This window comes from Sinobaca sp. SA16-1 (genome assembly GCF_059510515.1).
Genome location: NZ_JCAKFL010000003.1, coordinates 111,904 through 130,725 on the forward strand (window position 1 = coordinate 111,904; position 18,822 = coordinate 130,725).

The window sequence follows — 18,822 nt, forward strand, 5'->3', positions numbered from 1 at the left end:
ACTAATAGTCACCGGTAATAAGCCTGAATTCAGCAGATTATAAATTGAAGAAATATTCATATTATATTATAATGTGTAATAGAACACATATCATTTAGCAGAAGGGGTCGATCATTAATGCAACTGAAAGCGCTTCCTCCAAGAGACGGAGATCACAATTTAAAGAGTTATGAAGATACAGCTAAGACATTTAAATGGGAGGATATCGAAAAAGAATTTTCCTGGTATGAAACAGGGAAAATAAACCTGGCTCATGAAGCGATTGATCGTTATGCCGATATGCCTGAAAAGAAAGACCAAGTAGCGCTGTATTATAGTGATGCACAGCGGGACGAACAATATACATTTGAACAAATGAAAAAGCATACAAATAAAGCAGCCAATATGATAAAAGATGCAGGTATTGAAAAAGGAGATCGCTTATTTATTTTTATGCCAAGATCCCCTGAACTGTACTTTGCTATCCTTGGGGCTATTAAAGCAGGAGCCATTGTAGGCCCGCTATTTGAAGCCTTCATGGAAGGTGCGGTAAGAGACCGCCTGGAAGACAGCAGTGCAAAAGGCCTTCTTACGACACCAACTTTATTAGAGAGAGTGCCGGTAGATGACCTGCCTGCGCTTGATACGGTATTTATTTACGGTGAAGACGTAAAAGAAGAAGGACCGTATTTGAACTTTAATTCCAGAATGGAAGCGGCGAGCGAAGAGTTTGAGCCGGAATGGATGGATAAAGAAGATGGAATGATTCTTCATTACACGTCCGGGTCCACCGGCAAGCCAAAAGGCGTACTACATGTTCATAATGCTATGCTGCAGCATTATCAGACAGCAAAGTGGGTACTTGACTTGAAGGATGACGATGTATACTGGTGCACAGCCGATCCGGGCTGGGTTACAGGAACTTCCTACGGAATCTTTGGCCCATGGCTTGCAGGAGCAACCAACGTAGTACGTGGCGGACGCTTCAGCCCCCAGGACTGGTATCAGACATTGGAAGATTATAAAGTCACCGTATGGTACAGTGCCCCAACAGCATTTAGAATGCTGATGAGTGCCGGAGACGAAGTAGTGAAAAAATACGACCTTTCCAAACTAAGACACATCCTAAGTGTAGGGGAGCCGCTGAACCCTGAAGTAGTAAGATGGGGTGAAGAAGTATTTAACCTGCGCATTCATGATACGTGGTGGATGACAGAAACAGGTGCACAGATGATCTGTAACTATCCATCGATGGAAATAAAGCCCGGCTCTATGGGCAAGCCGATTCCAGGTGTTAAAGCTGCTATTGTTAATGACCAGGGCGAAGAGCTTCCGGCAAACAGAATGGGTAACCTGGCTATAGAAAGCGGCTGGCCTTCTATGATGAGAACCGTTTGGAATAACGAAGAGAAGTTTAACAGCTATTTCGAAGTGGCGGGCTGGTACATTTCAGGTGATTCCGCTTATATGGATGAAGACGGCTATTTCTGGTTCCAGGGCAGAATCGATGACGTTATAATGACTTCCGGTGAACGTGTAGGTCCATTTGAAGTAGAAAGCAAGCTGGTGGAACATCCTGCTGTAGCTGAAGCTGGAGTAATAGGCAAGCCGGATCCGGTTAGAGGCGAAATTATTAAAGCATTTGTTGCTCTCCGTGATGGATATGAAGTAACAGATGAACTAAAAGAAGAAATCAGAGTCTTTGTTAAAGAAGGACTCGCTGCACACGCTGCACCGCGGGAAATTGAATTCAGAGACAAACTTCCTAAAACAAGAAGTGGTAAGATTATGAGACGAGTGCTTAAAGCATGGGAACTCGATCTTCCAACTGGCGATCTTTCTACGATGGAAGAATAAGCAAATAATCAAAAGCCTCATTCCACACAGGAATGAGGCTTTTTTCGTTTACAGGCGCGCTTTTCATGAGACGCTGTAGATAGAGTACAGCGTCATGCTGGGTTCAAACGTATTAAAAAACAGCCTTATTCCAGTTTAGGAATAAGGCTGTTAAACGTAATCAAATAGATGCTATTCTTCTTCCGACTCCGGACCGTCCTCTGATTCCGGACTTTCTTCCGCATCGGAAGTATCTTCCGGTTCCGGGCTTGAATCTGGTTCAGGCTCGGCTTCCGTTTCCTCTTCGGCTTCTTCATCCTCTTCCCGATTTACAGGAGTAGAGCCGCCGCCTTGAGAACTTGTTTCCTCTTCAGATTCAGTACTGGTGCCACTGCTGTTTTCAGGCGGGGCCTCTGGACTGGAGGCACCGTCCTCTTCTGAGCTTGAACCGTTGGTTTCCGGCTCAGCTGGTTCTTCAACAGGCGTTTCTTCCTCGGGCTCAGGTGCAGCAGGAGGCGTTTCCTCTTCTTCAGCAGGGGCTTCTGGTTCAGCGGGGCTCTCCGGCTCAGGAGAAGTGTCCTCATCCGCTGGTGGAGATGCACCGTTATCTGAAGGTGATTCTGTCTCACTGCCGCCGTTGTCGGAAGAACTATCTTCTTCGTTTGAAGAATCATCGTTTCCGGCATCCTCCCCATTTGAAGATCCGTTTTCTTCCTGATTTGTTTCATCTGAACTTTCTGCCGGTGAGTCCTGTTCTTCATCGGAACCGTTAGTGTCTTCATCCGGTTCCGTTGAACTCTCATCAGACGATTCGTCCTGGCTTTCCGGGTCTTCCTCTGTGGTGCCGGTAGAAGGTTCGCTATCCCGGCTGGCGTCTTCTGAGCCGCTCTCATCACCGTTATCATCGTCATCCTCTGATCCATTTGTGCCGGAAGAAATTCCTGCACTTGCAGAATCGGAGGATTCTCTTCCACGGGTGTCGACAGCTCTGACTGTATAGGAGCCGGATCCAGGTGTGGCAGAGGTGTTGTCTTTTCCTACAATAGTATCTTCTACACTGCTGCCTTCATATACTCTGTATCCGACAATATCATCGTCTGGGTGTTCCGACCATGTAAGCTCAGTGCCGCTGCTTGATACGCCTGAAACAGCAGCAGGGGTTCTTTCGTTATCGGGAGCATCCCGGTCGACAGTAACATCACCAATGTCTCCTGGAAAATACTCTTCCGGATTATCAATGTCATCGAAATAATCTTCATTCAGAATAATTCCCGATAAAGTAAAATCGTCAGGAGTTTCTTCATAAGCAGTATAGGTGCTTTCATCAATTTCAACGAGCTCGCCTTCCTGAAGGCTGTCATCTTCTTCTGTTGGCACGAACTCTTCATTCATTAGATCTGTTACAGCAAGTCCGGCTTCTTCACACATAGGAGAGACAAGCAGGCCGGATAAACCGCAGATTTCCTGTTCCACAATGCCATCAGGCTCTTCAAACGTGCTGTCCGTATTAACAGCATCCGGATTGGCCTCGGTGGCGGCATTCATTAAATCAGCCCAAATATTCTGGGTACGCTCACTGTAGGAATACCCGTTGTATGAGTTTTCCAGCTGATTCTGCTGTTCACGGTTATCATAACCGAGCCAGAGTCCCATAGTGACTTCAGGATTCATACCTACAAACCAGGCATCTACCTGATCAGACGTTGTTCCTGTTTTTCCGGCCCAGTCGCCTTCTTCGTCCAAGTAAGAAGAAAGCTGGGCGGCTGTTCCGGGTGACTCAAGAACATCCCGAAGCATATCAACCATTAAATAGCTTGTCTGCGGGGAAAATATTTCGGTTTCTTCTGTTTCATGCTCGTAGGCGACTTCGCCATCGCTTTTCTTTTCAATGCGTTCTACCATATAGCTCTCATGGTACTGGCCTTCATTGGCAAATGTAGAAAAAGCGTTCGTGTTCTGCGAAACAGTTACCCCGTTCTCGAGTCCGCCCAATGCGGTTGATTCTACAGGTTCTTCCTCCGATAGTCTCGTGAAACCGAGGTTTTCTAAATGTTCTTTAGCTTCTTCCTGCTCGAGTTCCCAGAAGCTTCTTACTGCAGGAATGTTTTGAGAACGCTGCAGCGCCTCCCGTACCGGAATAAATCCTTCAAAGCCGCTGCCGGCATTATTAATTTCTGTTCCCGTCGTATAGTCTGTCGGCACATCGGCTACAGTAGAACCGGGATGCAGTTCTCCTTCGTCCATTAGAGGTCCATAGGAAAGGAGCGGTTTCATTGTGGAGCCATTCTGTCGGAACGTTTGTGTAGCGTGATTTAAGTTCTGTGTATCGTAATCTCTGCCGCCGACAAAACTGATGATGGCTCCGGTTTCGTTATTAATCATCATCGCACCGACTTCTTCCTGCTCTGTTATATCTCCATTGGTACGATCCGGACCAAACCAGGTGGAGCTTTCAATGGATTCCTGCATGTTGTCATAGATACTTTTGTCAATTGTAATATGAATGTCGTACCCGCCGATTGCCAGGTCTTCCCTGGCGTCTGTCGTGTACTGTTCAAGCGTCTGTTCACGCTCTTCTTCATCCATTGCGTTGAGGTTTACATCATCTTCTTCAAGCATTTGATCACGAAGAAGAGTAGAGGCTTCGCGCTGCACTTCACCCGTGATATAAGGATACTCATCTGTAACCGTATCACTCGGCTCTGCTAAATTTTCCTCGATGTCATAGGCCATCGCTTCTTCGTATTCTTCTTCTGTAATATAGCCTTTGTCATGCATGTCATTTAATACGCGGTCTTTGCGGTTAAGTCCTGCTTCGAATTCTTCTTTTACGGTTCCGTTATTTTCAAAGGGCGTATAACCATAAGGGTTTTGAGGCATGCCGGCAATAAAAGCTGCCTGGGCGATATTAAGCTCGGAAGCGTCTACTCCGAATACACCTTCCGCAGCAGACTGGGCGCCTGCAATATTTAAGCCGTTGGCATTCCGGCCAAATGGTACAAGGTTAAGATAGGCTTCCAGAATTTCATCTTTGTTCAAGTAGCCTTCCAGCCGAAGAGCCAGCAGAATCTCTTTAGCTTTTCTTTCGAAACTTACTTCATTTGTTAAAAGTTGATTTTTAATAACCTGCTGGGTTAGTGTACTTCCTCCGGTCTGGACACTTGCGTTGCTCATCTCCTGGTATGTAGCCCGGAACAAAGCAGTAGGAACGATACCATCATGTTCATAGAAGTTTTCATCTTCTGTAGCAATAATGGCATGGACCAGATTGTCGGAAATATCTTCAAGCGGCACCTGCTGTCTTTCAATATCTGCAGGGACGTTTCCCAACGATTCACCGCCGGCAAAATACATATCACTGGCCTGTTCGTAATCATAAATCTCTGCCCGCATTTCTTCTTCGTTCAGTGCTTCCTGATCATCTACGAGCGACACAAAAAAACCAGCGCCGACCGACCCGATAAAAAGGATAAAAGAAATAAAAACAATAACAGCAACCAGAACAATATTTATAATAATATTAGAACGGGAGTAGGATTCCTCTCCCAGCTGTTTTCCTCTAAACCAATCGACTCGTTTGTTAGCTTTGTATAAAAATTTTTTCATGCAGCGACCCCCTAAATTTCTAGCTCATTATAGCATATAAAAGACCCATATTTAAACTAAGGACAATCGGCAGTGAAGCTTGACATTGCCGGAAAAACCATGTTAAATAGTGATTATCATAAATAACAGAACAGCGCAGACGAAATGAAGTAGCTTTTTTTATCCCTGTCACAGAGAACCGGCGGCTGGTGGAAGCCGGTACATATAAAAAAGCGAATTACGTTATCCGAGCTTCTTTAGCAGATAAAGACGGCAGCCGCCGTTAACGGTTTGAGTGAAAGGCTTTGCTTTTAAAAAAGGGTGGTACCGCGGTAAACATCGTCCCTTTTATTAAAAGCGGGCTTTTTTTATTTGTCCGATGACGGCAGCCGCTGCGTTGGTGGTTAATTTAAAAGGAGAGACACAATGACTATTTTACAGGATCTGGAACAAAGAGGATTAGTGAATCAGGTAACCGACCGGGAAGGGCTGGAAGCTTTACTTAACAAAGAATCTATTACGCTTTATTGTGGATTTGACCCGACCGGCGACAGCCTTCATATCGGACATCTGCTTACAATTATTACGATGCGCCGGTTTCAGCTGGCCGGCCACAAGCCTCTCGCTTTAGTCGGCGGAGCTACGGGGTTTATTGGAGATCCCAGCGGAAAGAGTGTCGAACGGTCGCTGAACGAAGAAGACGTAGTAAAAATGTACAGTGAGAGAATCCGCAGTCAGCTGCAGAGGCACCTTGATTTCACAGGAGAGTACGGAGCAGAAATTGTTAACAATTTTGACTGGATCGGAGAAATGAGTGTTATTACATTTTTAAGAGACGTCGGAAAGCATTTTGGCGTGAATTATATGCTGTCCAAAGAATCGGTGGAATCCCGAATCAAAAACGGCATCTCTTTTACAGAATTCAGCTACCAGATTCTTCAGTCCCTCGATTACCTTCACCTGTTTAAAGAGAAAAACTGCCGTCTTCAGATCGGCGGCAGCGACCAGTGGGGCAATATAACGGCAGGGCTGGAGCTGATCCGCAGAAAAAGCGCAGATGAAGAGCAGAAAGCCGAAGCATTCGGCTTCACTATTCCTCTTGTCACAAAAGCGGACGGCACCAAATTTGGTAAAACTGAGGGTGGTGCGATTTGGCTCGATCCCTCTAAAACGACACCGTATGAGTTTTATCAGTTTTTAATAAACACCGATGACAGAGATGTAATCAAGTTTCTGCATTACTTTACATTCCTCCCGGCGGAAGAAATAAAGGAATACGAACAGAAAATGCAGCAAGCACCGGAAAAAAGAGAAGCCCAGCAGAAGCTGGCCGAAGAGCTTACGGCATTTGTTCATAGTAAAGAAGCAGTACAGCAGGCACAGAATATCTCGGCGGCCCTTTTTGGCGGGGGAGACGTGAAAAAGCTTTCGGCAGATGAAATTGCGCAGGGATTCAAAGACGTTCCCACCCATGAGGCAGGAACGAACGAAGAACCAGGCTTAATTGATACACTCGTGGAAGCAAAACTCTCTCCGTCGAAACGACAGGCGAGAGAAGATATTACAAACGGTGCCGTTTACATTAATGGGGAACGCTGCACCGATTTACAAAAGCAGCTGTCCAATGAAGACAAAATCGGTGGCAGGTACACTATTTTAAGAAGAGGCAAAAAGAAATACGCGCTCGTATCATTTAAATAGAGAAAAAAGGGCTGTCCCAAAAGTACATTAAAAAAATGAAACAGCTGTATCAGATCTAAAAAAAGATAAGGCTGGTGTTTATTCAGGCGGGAGCTTTCGGCAGGCCAATCTTCAGCGGTGGCTGGTCTGCCTGAGTCACCGCCTGGTCTTTTTTTATGGTTTTGTTTTCGAAAAAAATAACCATCGCTGCATTTAAAAACCCCTCGTATTCCTGTTGAAAGGAATACGAGGGGTTTCGTTTGTCTTCTCTTATTATTGGTAAAACGAAGACTGAAATCCACAATTTAAAATAAAAAAAAGCAGCCGGCCGGCTGCTTTTCTTTATTAACGGGAGTACCACTCAACGATAAGGGCTTCCGTGATTTCTGCAGGAAGTTCAGAACGCTCTGGGTAACGATCAAGCGAACCTTCCATTTTTTCTTCATCAAAGCTGACGAAGTCAGGCTTGTAGCTGTTTACATCCAAAGCTTCTTTGATAGAAGTAAGGTTGCGTGACTTTTCGCGAAGGCCAATAACCTGGCCTGGCTTTAAGCGGTAAGAAGGAATATCTACGCGCTTACCGTCAACAGTTACGTGACCGTGGGAAACGAGCTGGCGTGAACCACGGCGCGTACGGGCAAGACCGAGACGATACACGATGTTATCAAGGCGTGCTTCAAGAAGAACCATGAAGTTTTCGCCGTGAACACCCTGCATTTTGCCTGCGATTTCAAATGTGCGGTGGAACTGACGCTCATTTAAGCCGTACATGAAACGCAGCTTTTGCTTCTCTTGAAGCTGAAGGCCGTATTCAGTAAGCTTTTTGCGTTGTGTTGGGCCGTGCTCACCTGGTGCATAAGGTCTTTTTTCTAATTCTTTTCCTGTGCCGTTAAGAGAAATTCCATAACGACGTGACTTTTTCCAAGATGGTCCTGTATAACGTGACATACAAGTAATCTCCTTTATAATAAAATAGTTGAAAAAAGAGCAACGTTGGTAATCTCCCGCTATGCCCATTTTATTTTCACGTATCTTCACCTCGACAGCTGGAGGGTACGCAATACACCTTATACTCCTGCGAGTATAGGAATAAAATGAAGAAAGATCGAACATGGCAGGCTTACCCTGGCTGTCTTTTTGCACAAAGATCATTATATCCTTTTAAAGCTGTCAAGTCAATAGAAGTAAAGCGTATTAAATATGCTTTAAAAGAACAGCGGCGAATTCTTCCAAAATCTCCTGGTCTTCTTCTGAAAAGCGGTTTTGTTCCGGGCTGTCAACGTCCAGGACGCCAAGAAGCACGCCCTCTTTAACAAGCGGAACGACAATTTCAGAAGCGGAGGCACTGTCGCAGGCGATGTGGCCCGGGAAAGCATGAACATCTGCGATCCGCTGGGTTTCAAGAGTCCCGGCGGCGGTTCCGCATACGCCTTTTCCCATAGAAATGCGGACACAGGCCGGCAGCCCTTGAAAAGGGCCTAAAATAAGTTCATCTTCCTTTGGGGAATATAAATAAAATCCGGCCCAGTTTACCGAAGAAAAATGCTGGTACAAAAGAGCAGAAGCATTGGCCAGGTTGGCGGTTTGATCGGCTTCTCCTTCTAAAAGGGAGTCAAGCTGTTTGTTAATAAGGTGCAACGGGGAAGTCTGCATCGTACATATCTCCTTTAATTATCATTAAATAGTGTAAGGGGGTAAAGTTCCTTAACGCCCTGGAATAACTCGGCAGGCTGATGGGCATCCGACCCGTATACGAGAGGAATGTGCCGGCTCAGCGCTTCTTTGATGATCCATTCCGGTGGATACGGCTCCCGGCAGAGAGGTTTAGCGGTGCCCGCGCCGTTATAATCAAGCTCCATATTGTGCTTTTTAACAGCATGCAGAATCTGATGCACTAAATCGGTCGGATAGTGTTTTACCGGGAATTTACGCTGGAATTTGTGGACGAGCGTCATATGACCCAGGCGTCCGGGTTTGAACGGGCCGAGGCCGGCCTTCACAGACAGCAGAACCGTTTGAAAGTACAAACGGGCTACAGCATCCACTGACCCTGTCCGGCTTACTAACGAAGCAAAGAAATCAGGGCTGTAATCCATGCATGTGTATTCTCCATCAGCTAACAGAAAATGAGTGGAAAGAATGCTGTCATCCAGGTAAGGGCCGTATGTATCAAGAAACTTTTCTGTTTCTTTTTCATACCGTTCAATAAAATCAACTTCGAGACCGGTTAAAATCGTAATATCGTTTTTATACGTTTTTTTGACGCTTTCCAGCTTCAGCAGATAGGCTTCCAGATTACCCATGGACATTGCGCTGTCTTTATCCGGGACGGTATCCGTAAACCCTTCCGGGAGCGGGGCGTGTTCGGCGAAAGTTAAAGTGGTGATGCCGCCGGCTGCCGCTTTTTCAATATATTCTTCCAGGGGACGGGATGTACCGTGGGGGCAATAGGGTGTGTGGACATGTCCATCGCGCTTTGGACTCATAAGACTTCATCCTTCCCGGATTTTTAATATTGGATAATATTTCTGAAATATTTATGTAACCAACTCTCACACGAGAGCCTTTACATGTTATCATAAAGTCATTGATTAAAAAAATAAACAAACCATGAATACACGTTTGGTAATAGAAGCTGATGTTCTTTGAGAGAGAAAAAAACAGCCGCTTCCGGATTTACTCGTGTATACATATAAAGGAACAAGCAAGGCCGCACGAAAAATATATTTCAAACATATGTTGTTGAAACTGGAGTGAAAAATGCAATGGAGTTTATCCTTTTAGCTATTTTGGTAATAGTAGTAGCTGTTGTTATTTATGGAACCTTATCAAGAAGAAAAATATACAAAGATGTAGACAGGCTGGAAAACTGGAAAATCGAACTGGGAAGCCGTCCGGTTGCGGAAGAAATTGCCAAAGTAAAAGGATTGAAAATTTCCGGGGAAACGGAAGAGAAATTCGAGCTTTGGCGTAAAGATTGGGACGATATTGTCGGCGTACATATCCCTGATATTGAAAAAGCTCTTTACGATATTGAAGAACAGGCAAATAAATATCGTTTTGGAAAAGCCAGAGACCTGGTTCATGCGGTAGAAAATCAGCTTCAGGATATAGAAGCGCAGATCGAAGCCATTTTTAAAGAAGTGGACGAGCTGGTTCACAGTGAAAAAGAAAATGAGGCAGGCATCTCTGAAACGCAGGCGAGATACGATGCCATGTCGAGGCATCTGCTGCAGCATTCCCTTTCTCTTGGGAAAACAGCACCGGTTTTTGAAGAACGCAAAACCGAAATGAAGCAGGCTTTGATTTCTTTTGAAGAAGATAGAGAGGCAGGCAATTATACGTCTGCCAGACAGACGCTTAAGCAGGTTGACCATGACCTCGAAGTGCAGAATGAACAGATGAAAGAAATTCCCGTATTGTTAAAAGATATTGACATGGAGCTGCCATCTGAATTAAGAGAACTGCAGCGCGGGGTGGAAAACATGCAAAGCCAGGGTTATCCGCTCGGCCATCTTTCCTTATATGAACAGATTGAAGAATACAAGCAGGAGCTTCCCGCTTTAAAGGAAAGCTGTGAAGAATTTGAACTGGAAAAAGTAAAAGACAGAATCGAAGAAATAAGACGGTTTATGGAATTAACGTACGAAATGCTTGAAAAAGAAGTGGATGCCCGCGGAGCGGTACAGGCAGAAATTCCACAGCTGGAAGAACAACTGCGAAAGCTTAAAGAAAAACTGGCTGACCTGCAGCGCGAAGAAGCAAAAGTCGAAGTCAGCTATTTAATTCCAATGGAAGATAAAGAGATGCATGACAGACTGGCAGTGAAGATGGATGAAACAATTAGAAACTGGCGCGTATTCCAGGATTCCAATATTAATCAGACGCAGACATTTTCAGAACAGCGCAGCCAGCTTGAAAAGCACCGCAAAGAATGGAGCGGCCTTACAAAAGAAATACAGCAGTTAAAAGACAGGCTGTACACGCTTCGCAAAGACGAAAAGAAAGCGTTGGATACCTTTGCTTCTGTAAAGCGCCAGCTGCTGGAAGATGAAATGCTTCTGCAGCGCTCCTTTATGCCAAGAATTCCTTCCCCGCTTTTAAATGACCTGGATGATGCAGATGAGCATGTGAAGGCGGCGGAACAAACGCTCGATGAAGTGCCGGTGGAAATTGCCCGGGCCAATGCAGATGTAGAGGAAGCAGATAAAAGCGTACGACGCTTTCACCAGCGCCTGATAGCCACTCTCGAACAGGTAAAGCTGGCAGAACTTGCCATCCAATACGGAAACCGCTATAGAAGCAGCGATCAGGAGCTTAATGAACAATTTAACGAAGCGGAAAAGCATTTCCACAAAGGCCGCTATGATGATGCAGTTAATACAGCTATTGGGGCAATGGAAAAAAAGAATTCGAATATACGTGAAGTACTTCTTGAATTTGGTAAGCAGTAGAAGAAAAGCCGTCTGGAAAAGACGGCTTTTTTGCTGCGTGAAAACGCACATACCGAACGAAATGTGGTAGGATATTACGTTGAGAAGAGTATAACGAATGCTAAAACAGATAGAAAGGCAGGACGCCATGATTTATTTAGATAACAGCGCGACAACCAGGCCATGGCCGGAAGCGATGGAAACATTCATAAAAGCGTCCACCGATTATTTTGCCAATCCCTCTTCCATGCATCAGCTGGGACAGGATGCGGGAATACTGCTTCAGAAAGCAAGAGAGTCTGCCGCTGCTATGCTGGGAGTAGAAAGAGAAGAAATAATCTTCACCTCAGGAGGAAGCGAATCAAATGCCCTGGCAGTGCAGGGAACTATGGCAGCTCTGGCTTCCAGGGGGAACCATGCTATTACAACAGTAATGGAACATCCATCTGTGTTAAAGCAGTTTCAAAATCTGGAAAAGCAGGGGGCTGAAGTGACCTACTTACAGCCGGGACCTGATGGAAGAATTGATCCTTCCCAGGTAATGAAGGCTGTTCGTCCAGCTACCGTGCTTGTATCTATTATAAGAGTACAAAACGAATTAGGAACGATCCAGCCGATAGAGGAAATCGGCCGGAAACTTGCCACTTTTCCCAAAGTTTATTTCCATACGGATGATGTGCAGGGGGCAGGGAAACTTCCGATTGACTTGACAAACGTCGATTTGTACTCGCTGTCCGCTCATAAATTCCACGGTGTCAGAGGCGCAGGTATTCTCGTGAAGAAAAAACGAAAAAATCTGGTCCCAATCATTGCCGGAGGCAGCCAGGAAAGTGGAATGAGGGCCGGGACGGAAAATGTGGCAGCGATTGCTGCAATGATTAAGGCCCTCCGCTTAAGCCGGGACAAATATGAAGCAGCCGGGGGAGCGCTCTCTGATCTAAAACAGAAGATGACCCGCCGCTATCAACAGATGGCAGGGGTAGAAATTAACACGCCGGCGATCAACAGTGCTCCATATATTTTGAACATTTCTGTAAAAAACACAAAACCGGAAGCGGTCGTGCAGGAGTTATCCAGCCGCGGGATCTATATATCCACGAAGTCGGCATGCTCGTCCAAAGAAAAAAATACCGGGTCTGTCCTCGGCGCATGCGGGTTTACAAAAGAGCGTGCAGAAACGGCGCTTCGGATCAGTTTAAGTACAGAAACAACAGAAGAAGATATAGAAACGCTGCTTGCCGCTTGCAGCAGTATCTTTCCTTCTGTCCAATTAGTCGTAGGAGGAAAATAAATGATATTTGATCATATAATTGTCCGGTATGGAGAACTTGCTCTAAAGGGAGAGAACAGAGGCCTGTTTGAAAAGCAGCTTCTGCACAATATCCGTCAGGTACTAACCACCTTTCCAAATGTAAAAGCAAAAAGAACATATGGAAGAATTATTATTGAACTGAACGGCGAAGAAGGCATGGCTGTAGCGGAAAAAGTACGCTTCGTTTTTGGCCTTTCTTCTTTGAGTCTGGCCGCCAAAGCAGAAAACAGCGTGGAGTCGATACGCAGTACAGCTCTTACTGTATTTAAAGCGTACGAGGGACCGAAAGAAACATTCAAAGTAAGCGCCAGAAGAGCGTATAAGAATTTCCCCGTATCTTCCCAGAAAATAAACCCTGCCGTAGGCGGTTGGATTCTCGAACATACCGAAGGAATCTCGGTCGACGTACATCAGCCGCAGGTAGAATTAACCATTGATATCCGGGAACAGGGAACGTACATCAGCTGCGGAAGGATCCCGGGGGCAAAAGGTCTGCCGGTAGGCTCCGGCGGACGGGGGCTGTTAATGCTTTCTGGCGGTATTGACAGCCCGGTAGCAGGCTACCTTTCTATGAAGCGCGGCGTAACTATTGAAGCCCTTCACTTTCACAGCCCGCCTTATACAACTGCTCAAGCCCTTCAAAAAGTAAAGGATGCGGCTGAAGTACTGGCATCCTATGGAGCAGACATCCGCCTGCACGTGGTTCCGTTCACCGATGTTCAAACAGGCATTAGGGATCATATTCATTCAAGCTATCAAATGACGGTAACAAGAAGAATGATGCTTCGTATTGCAGAAAAAACAGCAGGCAAAGAAAAGATTCAGGCGATAATCAATGGAGAAAGCATCGGCCAGGTGGCCTCCCAGACGATTGAGAGTATGTATACGATTAACGAAGTAACCACGATGCCGGTTATCCGGCCGCTCGCTGCTATGGATAAAGAAGAGGTGATGAAGATTGCAGAAACCATTGGCACCTATCCTATATCCATCCGTCCCTATGAAGACTGCTGCACTATTTTTCTGCCGACAGATTCTGTAACAAAACCAATCCGGGACAAAGCCTCCCGTTTTGAAAAAGCGTTCGAATATGAGTCTCTTATTGAAGAGGCGGTGCAGCATACAGAAACAACAATCATATCTGCTTCGTCTGCGCAGCAGAGCGATATGGATTCGCTTCTTTAATTAAAAGCAGGGAGGAATAAGCAATGGGCACACTTTGGCACGGCGGGACAATCTACACGATGAACGAGGAAAAGGAAACAATAGAAGCTGTCTATACAGAAAAAGAAGACATCATCATGACCGGCTCGAAAAAAGAGTTGGAAAAACAGTATGCAGATCGAATAGAGCGTGTAGAAAATCTTAAGGGAGCCGTTCTTTATCCTGGATTTACAGACAGCCACCTTCATATGATCGGCCTTGGCGAAACAATGCTTACCCTGGATCTGTCTACTTGTGAAACAGCTGAAGAAATGCAGCAGCTGATTGCACATAAGGCAGCTGCCCTGGAAGCAGGCGAATGGCTCATTGGAGAAGGCTGGAATGAAAACAAATTTCCGGATCGTAAAATTTTCCATAAACAGGAGCTCGATCAGCTGGCTCCTCATAATCCTATGATTTTAACAAGAATCTGCCGGCATGCGGCTCTTGCCAATACAGAAGCGCTGAACAAAGCTTCTATTTATAAAGAGACCCCTGATCCGCCCGGCGGAATGATTGTAAAGGATAATAACGGAATTCCTACCGGGTATCTGCTCGATCAGGCAGCGGATGCAGTTAAGGAAGTGATGCCTCCTGTAACGAAGGCATACTTGGAAAAGGCGCTTACGCTTGCAGTAGATCGCATGCTTTCCATGGGGTTGACCGGAGGCCATACGGAAGATTTAAATTATTACAACAGCTTTAAAGAAACATATGAAACGTTTTATAAAGTGCTTGGAGAAAAAAGAGCTCTGCGAACGAACCTGCTTGTTCACCACGAAGTAGCAGAGGAACTGTTTGCAGAAGAGCCGCCGGTACATCCATTTGTTACATTTGGAGCCGTGAAAATATTTTCAGACGGTGCCCTTGGCGGCAGAACGGCCTGGCTGAAGCAGCCTTATAACGATGCGCCTGACACTTCCGGCATGGCTATTCATCATGAGGATGATTTTTTCGCTGTAGTTAAACGTGCCAGAGAAGCCGGCAAAGAAGTAGCGGTCCATGCGATAGGCGATAGAGCGCTGGAGCTGACGGTTACTGCAATAGAAAAATACCCGGTTCCTTCCGGAAAAAGAGATCGTATCATTCATGTGCAGGTTGCAGACAAGCAGCTGATTGCTCGTCTGCAGAAGTTGTCTGTCATTTTAGATTTGCAGCCAAGCTTTGTGCTGTCTGATTTTCCATGGGTGGAAGAAAGACTTGGTTCAGCGAGAATGCCTTATTCTTTTGCATGGAAAACCCTGCTTGATGCAGGTATTATCTGTGCAGGAGGATCAGATGCTCCGATAGAATCCGCAGACCCATTGGAGGGGATATTTGCAGCAGTGGCAAGGCGACGGCCGGACGAGACGCATGACGGCTATCTGCCGGATCAGAAATTGTCCATGTTTGAAGCCGTGCGGCTCTATACTACAGGAAGTGCTGAAGCTGTCGGACGTGAAAAAGAACTGGGCTCTATTGCTCCGGGTTATAAGGCGGATTTCACCGTGCTGGATAAGGATTTGTTTTCGATTCCGGTTAATGCTGTATTAGAGACAAATGTCATCGGCACTGTCGTAGGAGGAAGCTGGCAGTACAGAGTATAATGGAAAGAGACTGGAAATAAAGAAATGGCTGTGAGAGAATAATAAAAAGGAGGGATAGCATGAATTTTAAAAGATGGATTGCGCTGGTAGTAGCGGCCATTGTGATTGTCGTTTCCATTGGCTTTCAGGCTGTTTCCTCTCTTGCAAGCGCTAATTGGAGCGATTTTGCAGGGGGAGGAAGCCAAACTGGAGGAATGGAAGGAATCGAAGAAGAAGAGCTTGAGCCCGGAGATGGTTCGGGTAACACCATCGCAGTGCTGGATCTGCAGGGTGTGATTCAGGATACTGGAGAAGGCTCTTTGTTTGATGCAGGAGGCTATAATCATCAGGAGTTTCTATATATGCTGGAACAGGCAGGGAACTCTAATGATGTAGACGGGATTATTTTAAAAGTTAATACTCCCGGCGGCGGTGTAGTGGAAAGTGCGGAAATTCACGATGCGATTGTCAGCGTACAGGAGGAACACGATAAACCGGTATATATTACGATGGGAAGCCAGGCAGCTTCCGGCGGTTATTACATAGCAGCTCCGGCTGATAAAATAGTCGCCCATCCCGCTACTATTACAGGATCGATAGGCGTTATTATGCAAAGCATTAATTATTCCGAGCTGGCCGATAACATTGGAATTGAAGAGAATTCCATTACCAGCGGAGAATTTAAGGACATTATGTCCCCCGGAACAGAAATGTCTGAAGAAGATGAAGCTATCCTTCAATCTATTGTAGATGATATGTATGATGATTTTGTACAGGTTATTGCGAATGGACGCGGTTTAGCTGAAGAGGAAGTACGTGAAATCGGAGACGGACGTATTTATACTGGTGACCAGGCACAGGATATCGATCTTGTGGATGAACTTGGCACAATGGATGATACCATCGCATTTATGGAAGACGAACAAAATCTGGAAGGCGCTCGTGTCGTACAGTATGGAGCCAGTTTTTCTTTTAACTCATTTGTAGGAGCCGGAGCGAGAAGCCTGTTTGTCCGCGACGCAGAGCTGCTTGGTTTAAAAGAACTTCTGACAACATCCGATTCTCCCCGGGCTATGTATTTATACACAGACTAGAGAGGAGGAACAGCAGTGAGTGATGAGAAGAACAGGGAAGAAAGAAACGAAGAGCCCGGCCCGGTGAAAGCAGCCGGAGAACATCCGGAAAACAAAGACACACAAACCGAAACAGCTTCCGGCAGCTCCGGCCGCCCGACAGAAGAAACGTCTTCTGCCGCACCGGCAGAAGGAACAAAACCGATGCAGCGTTATGCCGGTTTTTGGATGAGATTCTGGGCCTACTCTGCAGATGTGCTGATTGTTTTTGCTGTCAACGGCATTCTGCTCAGCCCGCTTGCGTTTATTAACGGAGGATCTGTTACGTTTTTAGAATTTTTTACTATACAAGGGCTGTTAAGCGGCCTGGTTATGTACTTGTATTTTTTAATTATGACAAAGATAACCGGGCAGACGCTCGGAAAAATGATTTTTGGACTCAAAGTTATACGAAAAGACAGGCAGCCGCTCCGCTGGAGTGACCTGTTTTTCAGGGAAGTCGTCGGACGCCTGATTCACCGGCTGCTCGTGTTTACCAATGTCTTATATCTGGTAGTGGCTTTTACAGATGAAAAACAGGGAATTCACGATATTTTCTCTGATACAAGAGTCATCCATACGGAAAAGTAAGAGGCGTCGTTTATTCATTGAGGAGAACAGGGTATAGTACCAATTAGACTAACTTACAGGAGGAATTTTCATGGCCAATGTTACATTTAAAGGAAACCCGGTTACGCTTCGAGGCTCAGAGGTGAACGAGGGCGACCTGGCACCAGACTTCAGCGTTCTCGCTAATGATTTATCAGAGGTGAAGCTGTCTGATTTTGAAGGCAAAGTCCGCTTAATCAGCGTGGTGCCTTCTATTGATACAGGAACATGCGACAAGCAGACAAGACGTTTCAATGAAGAAGCGGCTGAACTGGATAATGTCGAGATATTAACAATCAGCAATGACCTGCCATTTGCACAGAAGCGCTGGTGCGCAGCTGCAGGAATAGACAACATTCAAGTGGTATCCGATCACCGTGATCTATCTTTTGGAGAAAGCTATGGCGTTGTTATCGATGAGCTCCGCCTGCTGGCACGTTCCGTGTTTGTAGTAGACAGCAGTGGAGTCGTTGCTTATAAGCAGATCGTGCCGGAAGTATCCGAGCATCCTGATTATGAAGCGGCTTTAAAGCATGCCAAGACTCTGGTTTAATAATAATTAATCATACGAAAAGCCTCTACAATGCTGTAGGGGCTTTTCATATGAGAAAAGAAAAAATTCAGCTGTGGTTTTTATAATGCGCTGTTACGTTACTGTCATACTCATCAGTGAGAGCCGTGTTTTCATTATATTCCGGTGCTTTTTCAATAACAGAACGGGCTGCACGGATTTCTGCTATTTGATTTACAGGATCAAACTCTTTAAATTGTTCCACAGGTACTAATGTTTTGTCTTTGGAAAAGAAACCGGCTGTATCGATTTCCACAAAGCGGATCTGCCAGGTGGAAGTGTCAAAAACGATGTCGGTTACCTTACCGGCATCTTTTCCTCCGGCGGATACGGAGTATCCTTTAATATCCTCGGTACTCTGCAGAACGTATTCATCATTATCGCCGGCAGGTTGTTCTGTTTCCATATCGGACTGCCCGGGAACGAGTGGTCCGCCTACCGGAAGCATAGCTCCTCCGGCTCCTGCTGCAGGAGGCATCCAATAGCTTCCCGCATTGTAATGATCAGATAGTTTTGTTTCGTACGAGCGGGAAATTGGTTTATGGTCTTCTGGTTTTGGACTGTTTTTAATTTGTTCTTTCGTGGCCTGCACGCCAACAGACTGTTCGGCAAAATTCAAATTAGTGATCAACTCGGGACTGATCAACACCCGGCCTCCCGCAAGTAATGCCCGTGTGTCTGCTGCCATGTAACGAACTTTCCAGTCACCTGCTGAATCGAAATATACGTCAGCTATCGAACCAAAACGGTCATCCTCTGCGGAAATAGCAAATTCCCGGAACATTTTTGTACGTAGTAGCATAGTTTAACCCCTCCATTTTTTAAAAAAGTACAGCAATACTATTTCCACTATTTCCATTGAGCCGTTAATTAAAACGTATAATGTTTTCCGGGCCCGGCTTCTTCAAAAGTGGAGGATCGACTGCATGTCTGATAT

General features: G+C 45.7%; 15 protein-coding genes and 1 other annotated feature. Of the genes, 9 read left to right on the forward strand and 6 right to left on the reverse strand.

The window, feature by feature from the left end; genetic code table 11:
- Nucleotides 1-117 precede the first annotated feature (117 nt).
- The gene (gene acsA / locus AC5W2J_RS08580) at nt 118-1,836 is read left to right on the forward strand and encodes an acetate--CoA ligase (protein WP_496059063.1); all 1,719 of its coding nucleotides are present in this window, start codon (nt 118-120) and stop codon (nt 1,834-1,836) included.
- A gap of 171 nt (nt 1,837-2,007) precedes the next feature.
- On the opposite strand, the gene AC5W2J_RS08585 is transcribed toward acsA, so the two are convergent.
- Nucleotides 2,008-5,421 (reverse strand): transglycosylase domain-containing protein, encoded by a 3,414-nt coding sequence (locus AC5W2J_RS08585; protein ID WP_496059064.1) that lies wholly within the window; start codon nt 5,419-5,421, stop codon nt 2,008-2,010.
- 127 nt (nt 5,422-5,548) lie between these two features.
- Nucleotides 5,549-5,750: a binding site (T-box leader), on the forward strand.
- A 76-nt stretch (nt 5,751-5,826) separates the two neighbouring features.
- Between AC5W2J_RS08585 and tyrS the strand changes: the two genes are divergently transcribed.
- The gene (gene tyrS / locus AC5W2J_RS08590; protein WP_496059065.1) at nt 5,827-7,101 is read left to right on the forward strand and encodes a tyrosine--tRNA ligase; all 1,275 of its coding nucleotides are present in this window, start codon (nt 5,827-5,829) and stop codon (nt 7,099-7,101) included.
- 82 nt (nt 7,102-7,183) lie between these two features.
- On the opposite strand, the gene AC5W2J_RS08595 is transcribed toward tyrS, so the two are convergent.
- The 4 genes from AC5W2J_RS08595 to hisJ all read right to left on the reverse strand — a co-directional run bounded on the left by AC5W2J_RS08595 (nt 7,184) and on the right by hisJ (nt 9,566).
- The gene (locus AC5W2J_RS08595) at nt 7,184-7,384 is read right to left on the reverse strand and encodes a hypothetical protein (RefSeq protein WP_496059066.1); all 201 of its coding nucleotides are present in this window, start codon (nt 7,382-7,384) and stop codon (nt 7,184-7,186) included.
- A gap of 41 nt (nt 7,385-7,425) precedes the next feature.
- The gene (gene rpsD, locus AC5W2J_RS08600) at nt 7,426-8,028 is read right to left on the reverse strand and encodes a 30S ribosomal protein S4 (RefSeq protein ID WP_120192627.1); all 603 of its coding nucleotides are present in this window, start codon (nt 8,026-8,028) and stop codon (nt 7,426-7,428) included.
- A 246-nt stretch (nt 8,029-8,274) separates the two neighbouring features.
- On the reverse strand, nt 8,275-8,733 hold the full coding sequence (locus AC5W2J_RS08605; protein ID WP_496059067.1) for a GAF domain-containing protein: 459 nt from the start codon (nt 8,731-8,733) through the stop codon (nt 8,275-8,277).
- A 14-nt stretch (nt 8,734-8,747) separates the two neighbouring features.
- Nucleotides 8,748-9,566 carry a histidinol-phosphatase HisJ gene (gene hisJ / locus AC5W2J_RS08610; protein WP_496059068.1) on the reverse strand — a complete coding sequence of 273 codons (819 nt, stop codon included), beginning with the start codon at nt 9,564-9,566 and terminating at the stop codon, nt 8,748-8,750.
- 267 nt (nt 9,567-9,833) lie between these two features.
- On the opposite strand from hisJ, the gene AC5W2J_RS08615 reads away from it, so the two are divergent.
- From AC5W2J_RS08615 to tpx, 7 genes are all read left to right on the forward strand, one after another.
- On the forward strand, nt 9,834-11,534 hold the full coding sequence (locus AC5W2J_RS08615; protein ID WP_496059069.1) for a septation ring formation regulator EzrA: 1,701 nt from the start codon (nt 9,834-9,836) through the stop codon (nt 11,532-11,534).
- A 97-nt stretch (nt 11,535-11,631) separates the two neighbouring features.
- Nucleotides 11,632-12,804: a cysteine desulfurase family protein gene (locus AC5W2J_RS08620; RefSeq protein ID WP_496059070.1), complete on the forward strand. Its 1,173-nt coding sequence runs from the start codon at nt 11,632-11,634 to the stop codon at nt 12,802-12,804.
- On the forward strand, nt 12,805-14,010 hold the full coding sequence (gene thiI / locus AC5W2J_RS08625; protein WP_496059071.1) for a tRNA uracil 4-sulfurtransferase ThiI: 1,206 nt from the start codon (nt 12,805-12,807) through the stop codon (nt 14,008-14,010).
- 23 nt (nt 14,011-14,033) lie between these two features.
- Nucleotides 14,034-15,614, forward strand: a complete 1,581-nt coding sequence (locus AC5W2J_RS08630; RefSeq protein WP_496059072.1) for an amidohydrolase — start codon at nt 14,034-14,036, stop codon at nt 15,612-15,614.
- A 59-nt stretch (nt 15,615-15,673) separates the two neighbouring features.
- Nucleotides 15,674-16,687: a signal peptide peptidase SppA gene (gene sppA / locus AC5W2J_RS08635; protein ID WP_496059073.1), complete on the forward strand. Its 1,014-nt coding sequence runs from the start codon at nt 15,674-15,676 to the stop codon at nt 16,685-16,687.
- Between the two features lie 15 nt (nt 16,688-16,702).
- Nucleotides 16,703-17,296 (forward strand): RDD family protein, encoded by a 594-nt coding sequence (locus tag AC5W2J_RS08640; RefSeq protein WP_496059074.1) that lies wholly within the window; start codon nt 16,703-16,705, stop codon nt 17,294-17,296.
- Between the two features lie 70 nt (nt 17,297-17,366).
- Nucleotides 17,367-17,867, forward strand: a complete 501-nt coding sequence (gene tpx, locus AC5W2J_RS08645) for a thiol peroxidase (protein WP_496059075.1) — start codon at nt 17,367-17,369, stop codon at nt 17,865-17,867.
- A gap of 67 nt (nt 17,868-17,934) precedes the next feature.
- Here tpx and AC5W2J_RS08650 read toward each other — a convergent pair whose 3' ends face one another.
- Nucleotides 17,935-18,687 carry a PRC-barrel domain-containing protein gene (locus AC5W2J_RS08650; RefSeq protein ID WP_496059076.1) on the reverse strand — a complete coding sequence of 251 codons (753 nt, stop codon included), beginning with the start codon at nt 18,685-18,687 and terminating at the stop codon, nt 17,935-17,937.
- Nucleotides 18,688-18,822: the final 135 nt, after the last annotated feature.

Coding starts and splice junctions, on each gene's coding strand:
- hisJ (WP_496059068.1), bottom strand. CDS start 9,566: ATGAGTCCAAAGCGCGATGGACATGTCCACACACCCTATTGCCCCCAC.
- tyrS (WP_496059065.1), top strand. CDS start 5,827: ATGACTATTTTACAGGATCTGGAACAAAGAGGATTAGTGAATCAGGTA.
- AC5W2J_RS08605 (WP_496059067.1), bottom strand. CDS start 8,733: ATGCAGACTTCCCCGTTGCACCTTATTAACAAACAGCTTGACTCCCTT.
- thiI (WP_496059071.1), top strand. CDS start 12,805: ATGATATTTGATCATATAATTGTCCGGTATGGAGAACTTGCTCTAAAG.
- AC5W2J_RS08650 (WP_496059076.1), bottom strand. CDS start 18,687: ATGCTACTACGTACAAAAATGTTCCGGGAATTTGCTATTTCCGCAGAG.
- AC5W2J_RS08585 (WP_496059064.1), bottom strand. CDS start 5,421: ATGAAAAAATTTTTATACAAAGCTAACAAACGAGTCGATTGGTTTAGA.
- AC5W2J_RS08620 (WP_496059070.1), top strand. CDS start 11,632: ATGCTAAAACAGATAGAAAGGCAGGACGCCATGATTTATTTAGATAAC.
- sppA (WP_496059073.1), top strand. CDS start 15,674: ATGAATTTTAAAAGATGGATTGCGCTGGTAGTAGCGGCCATTGTGATT.
- tpx (WP_496059075.1), top strand. CDS start 17,367: ATGGCCAATGTTACATTTAAAGGAAACCCGGTTACGCTTCGAGGCTCA.
- AC5W2J_RS08630 (WP_496059072.1), top strand. CDS start 14,034: ATGGGCACACTTTGGCACGGCGGGACAATCTACACGATGAACGAGGAA.
- acsA (WP_496059063.1), top strand. CDS start 118: ATGCAACTGAAAGCGCTTCCTCCAAGAGACGGAGATCACAATTTAAAG.
- rpsD (WP_120192627.1), bottom strand. CDS start 8,028: ATGTCACGTTATACAGGACCATCTTGGAAAAAGTCACGTCGTTATGGA.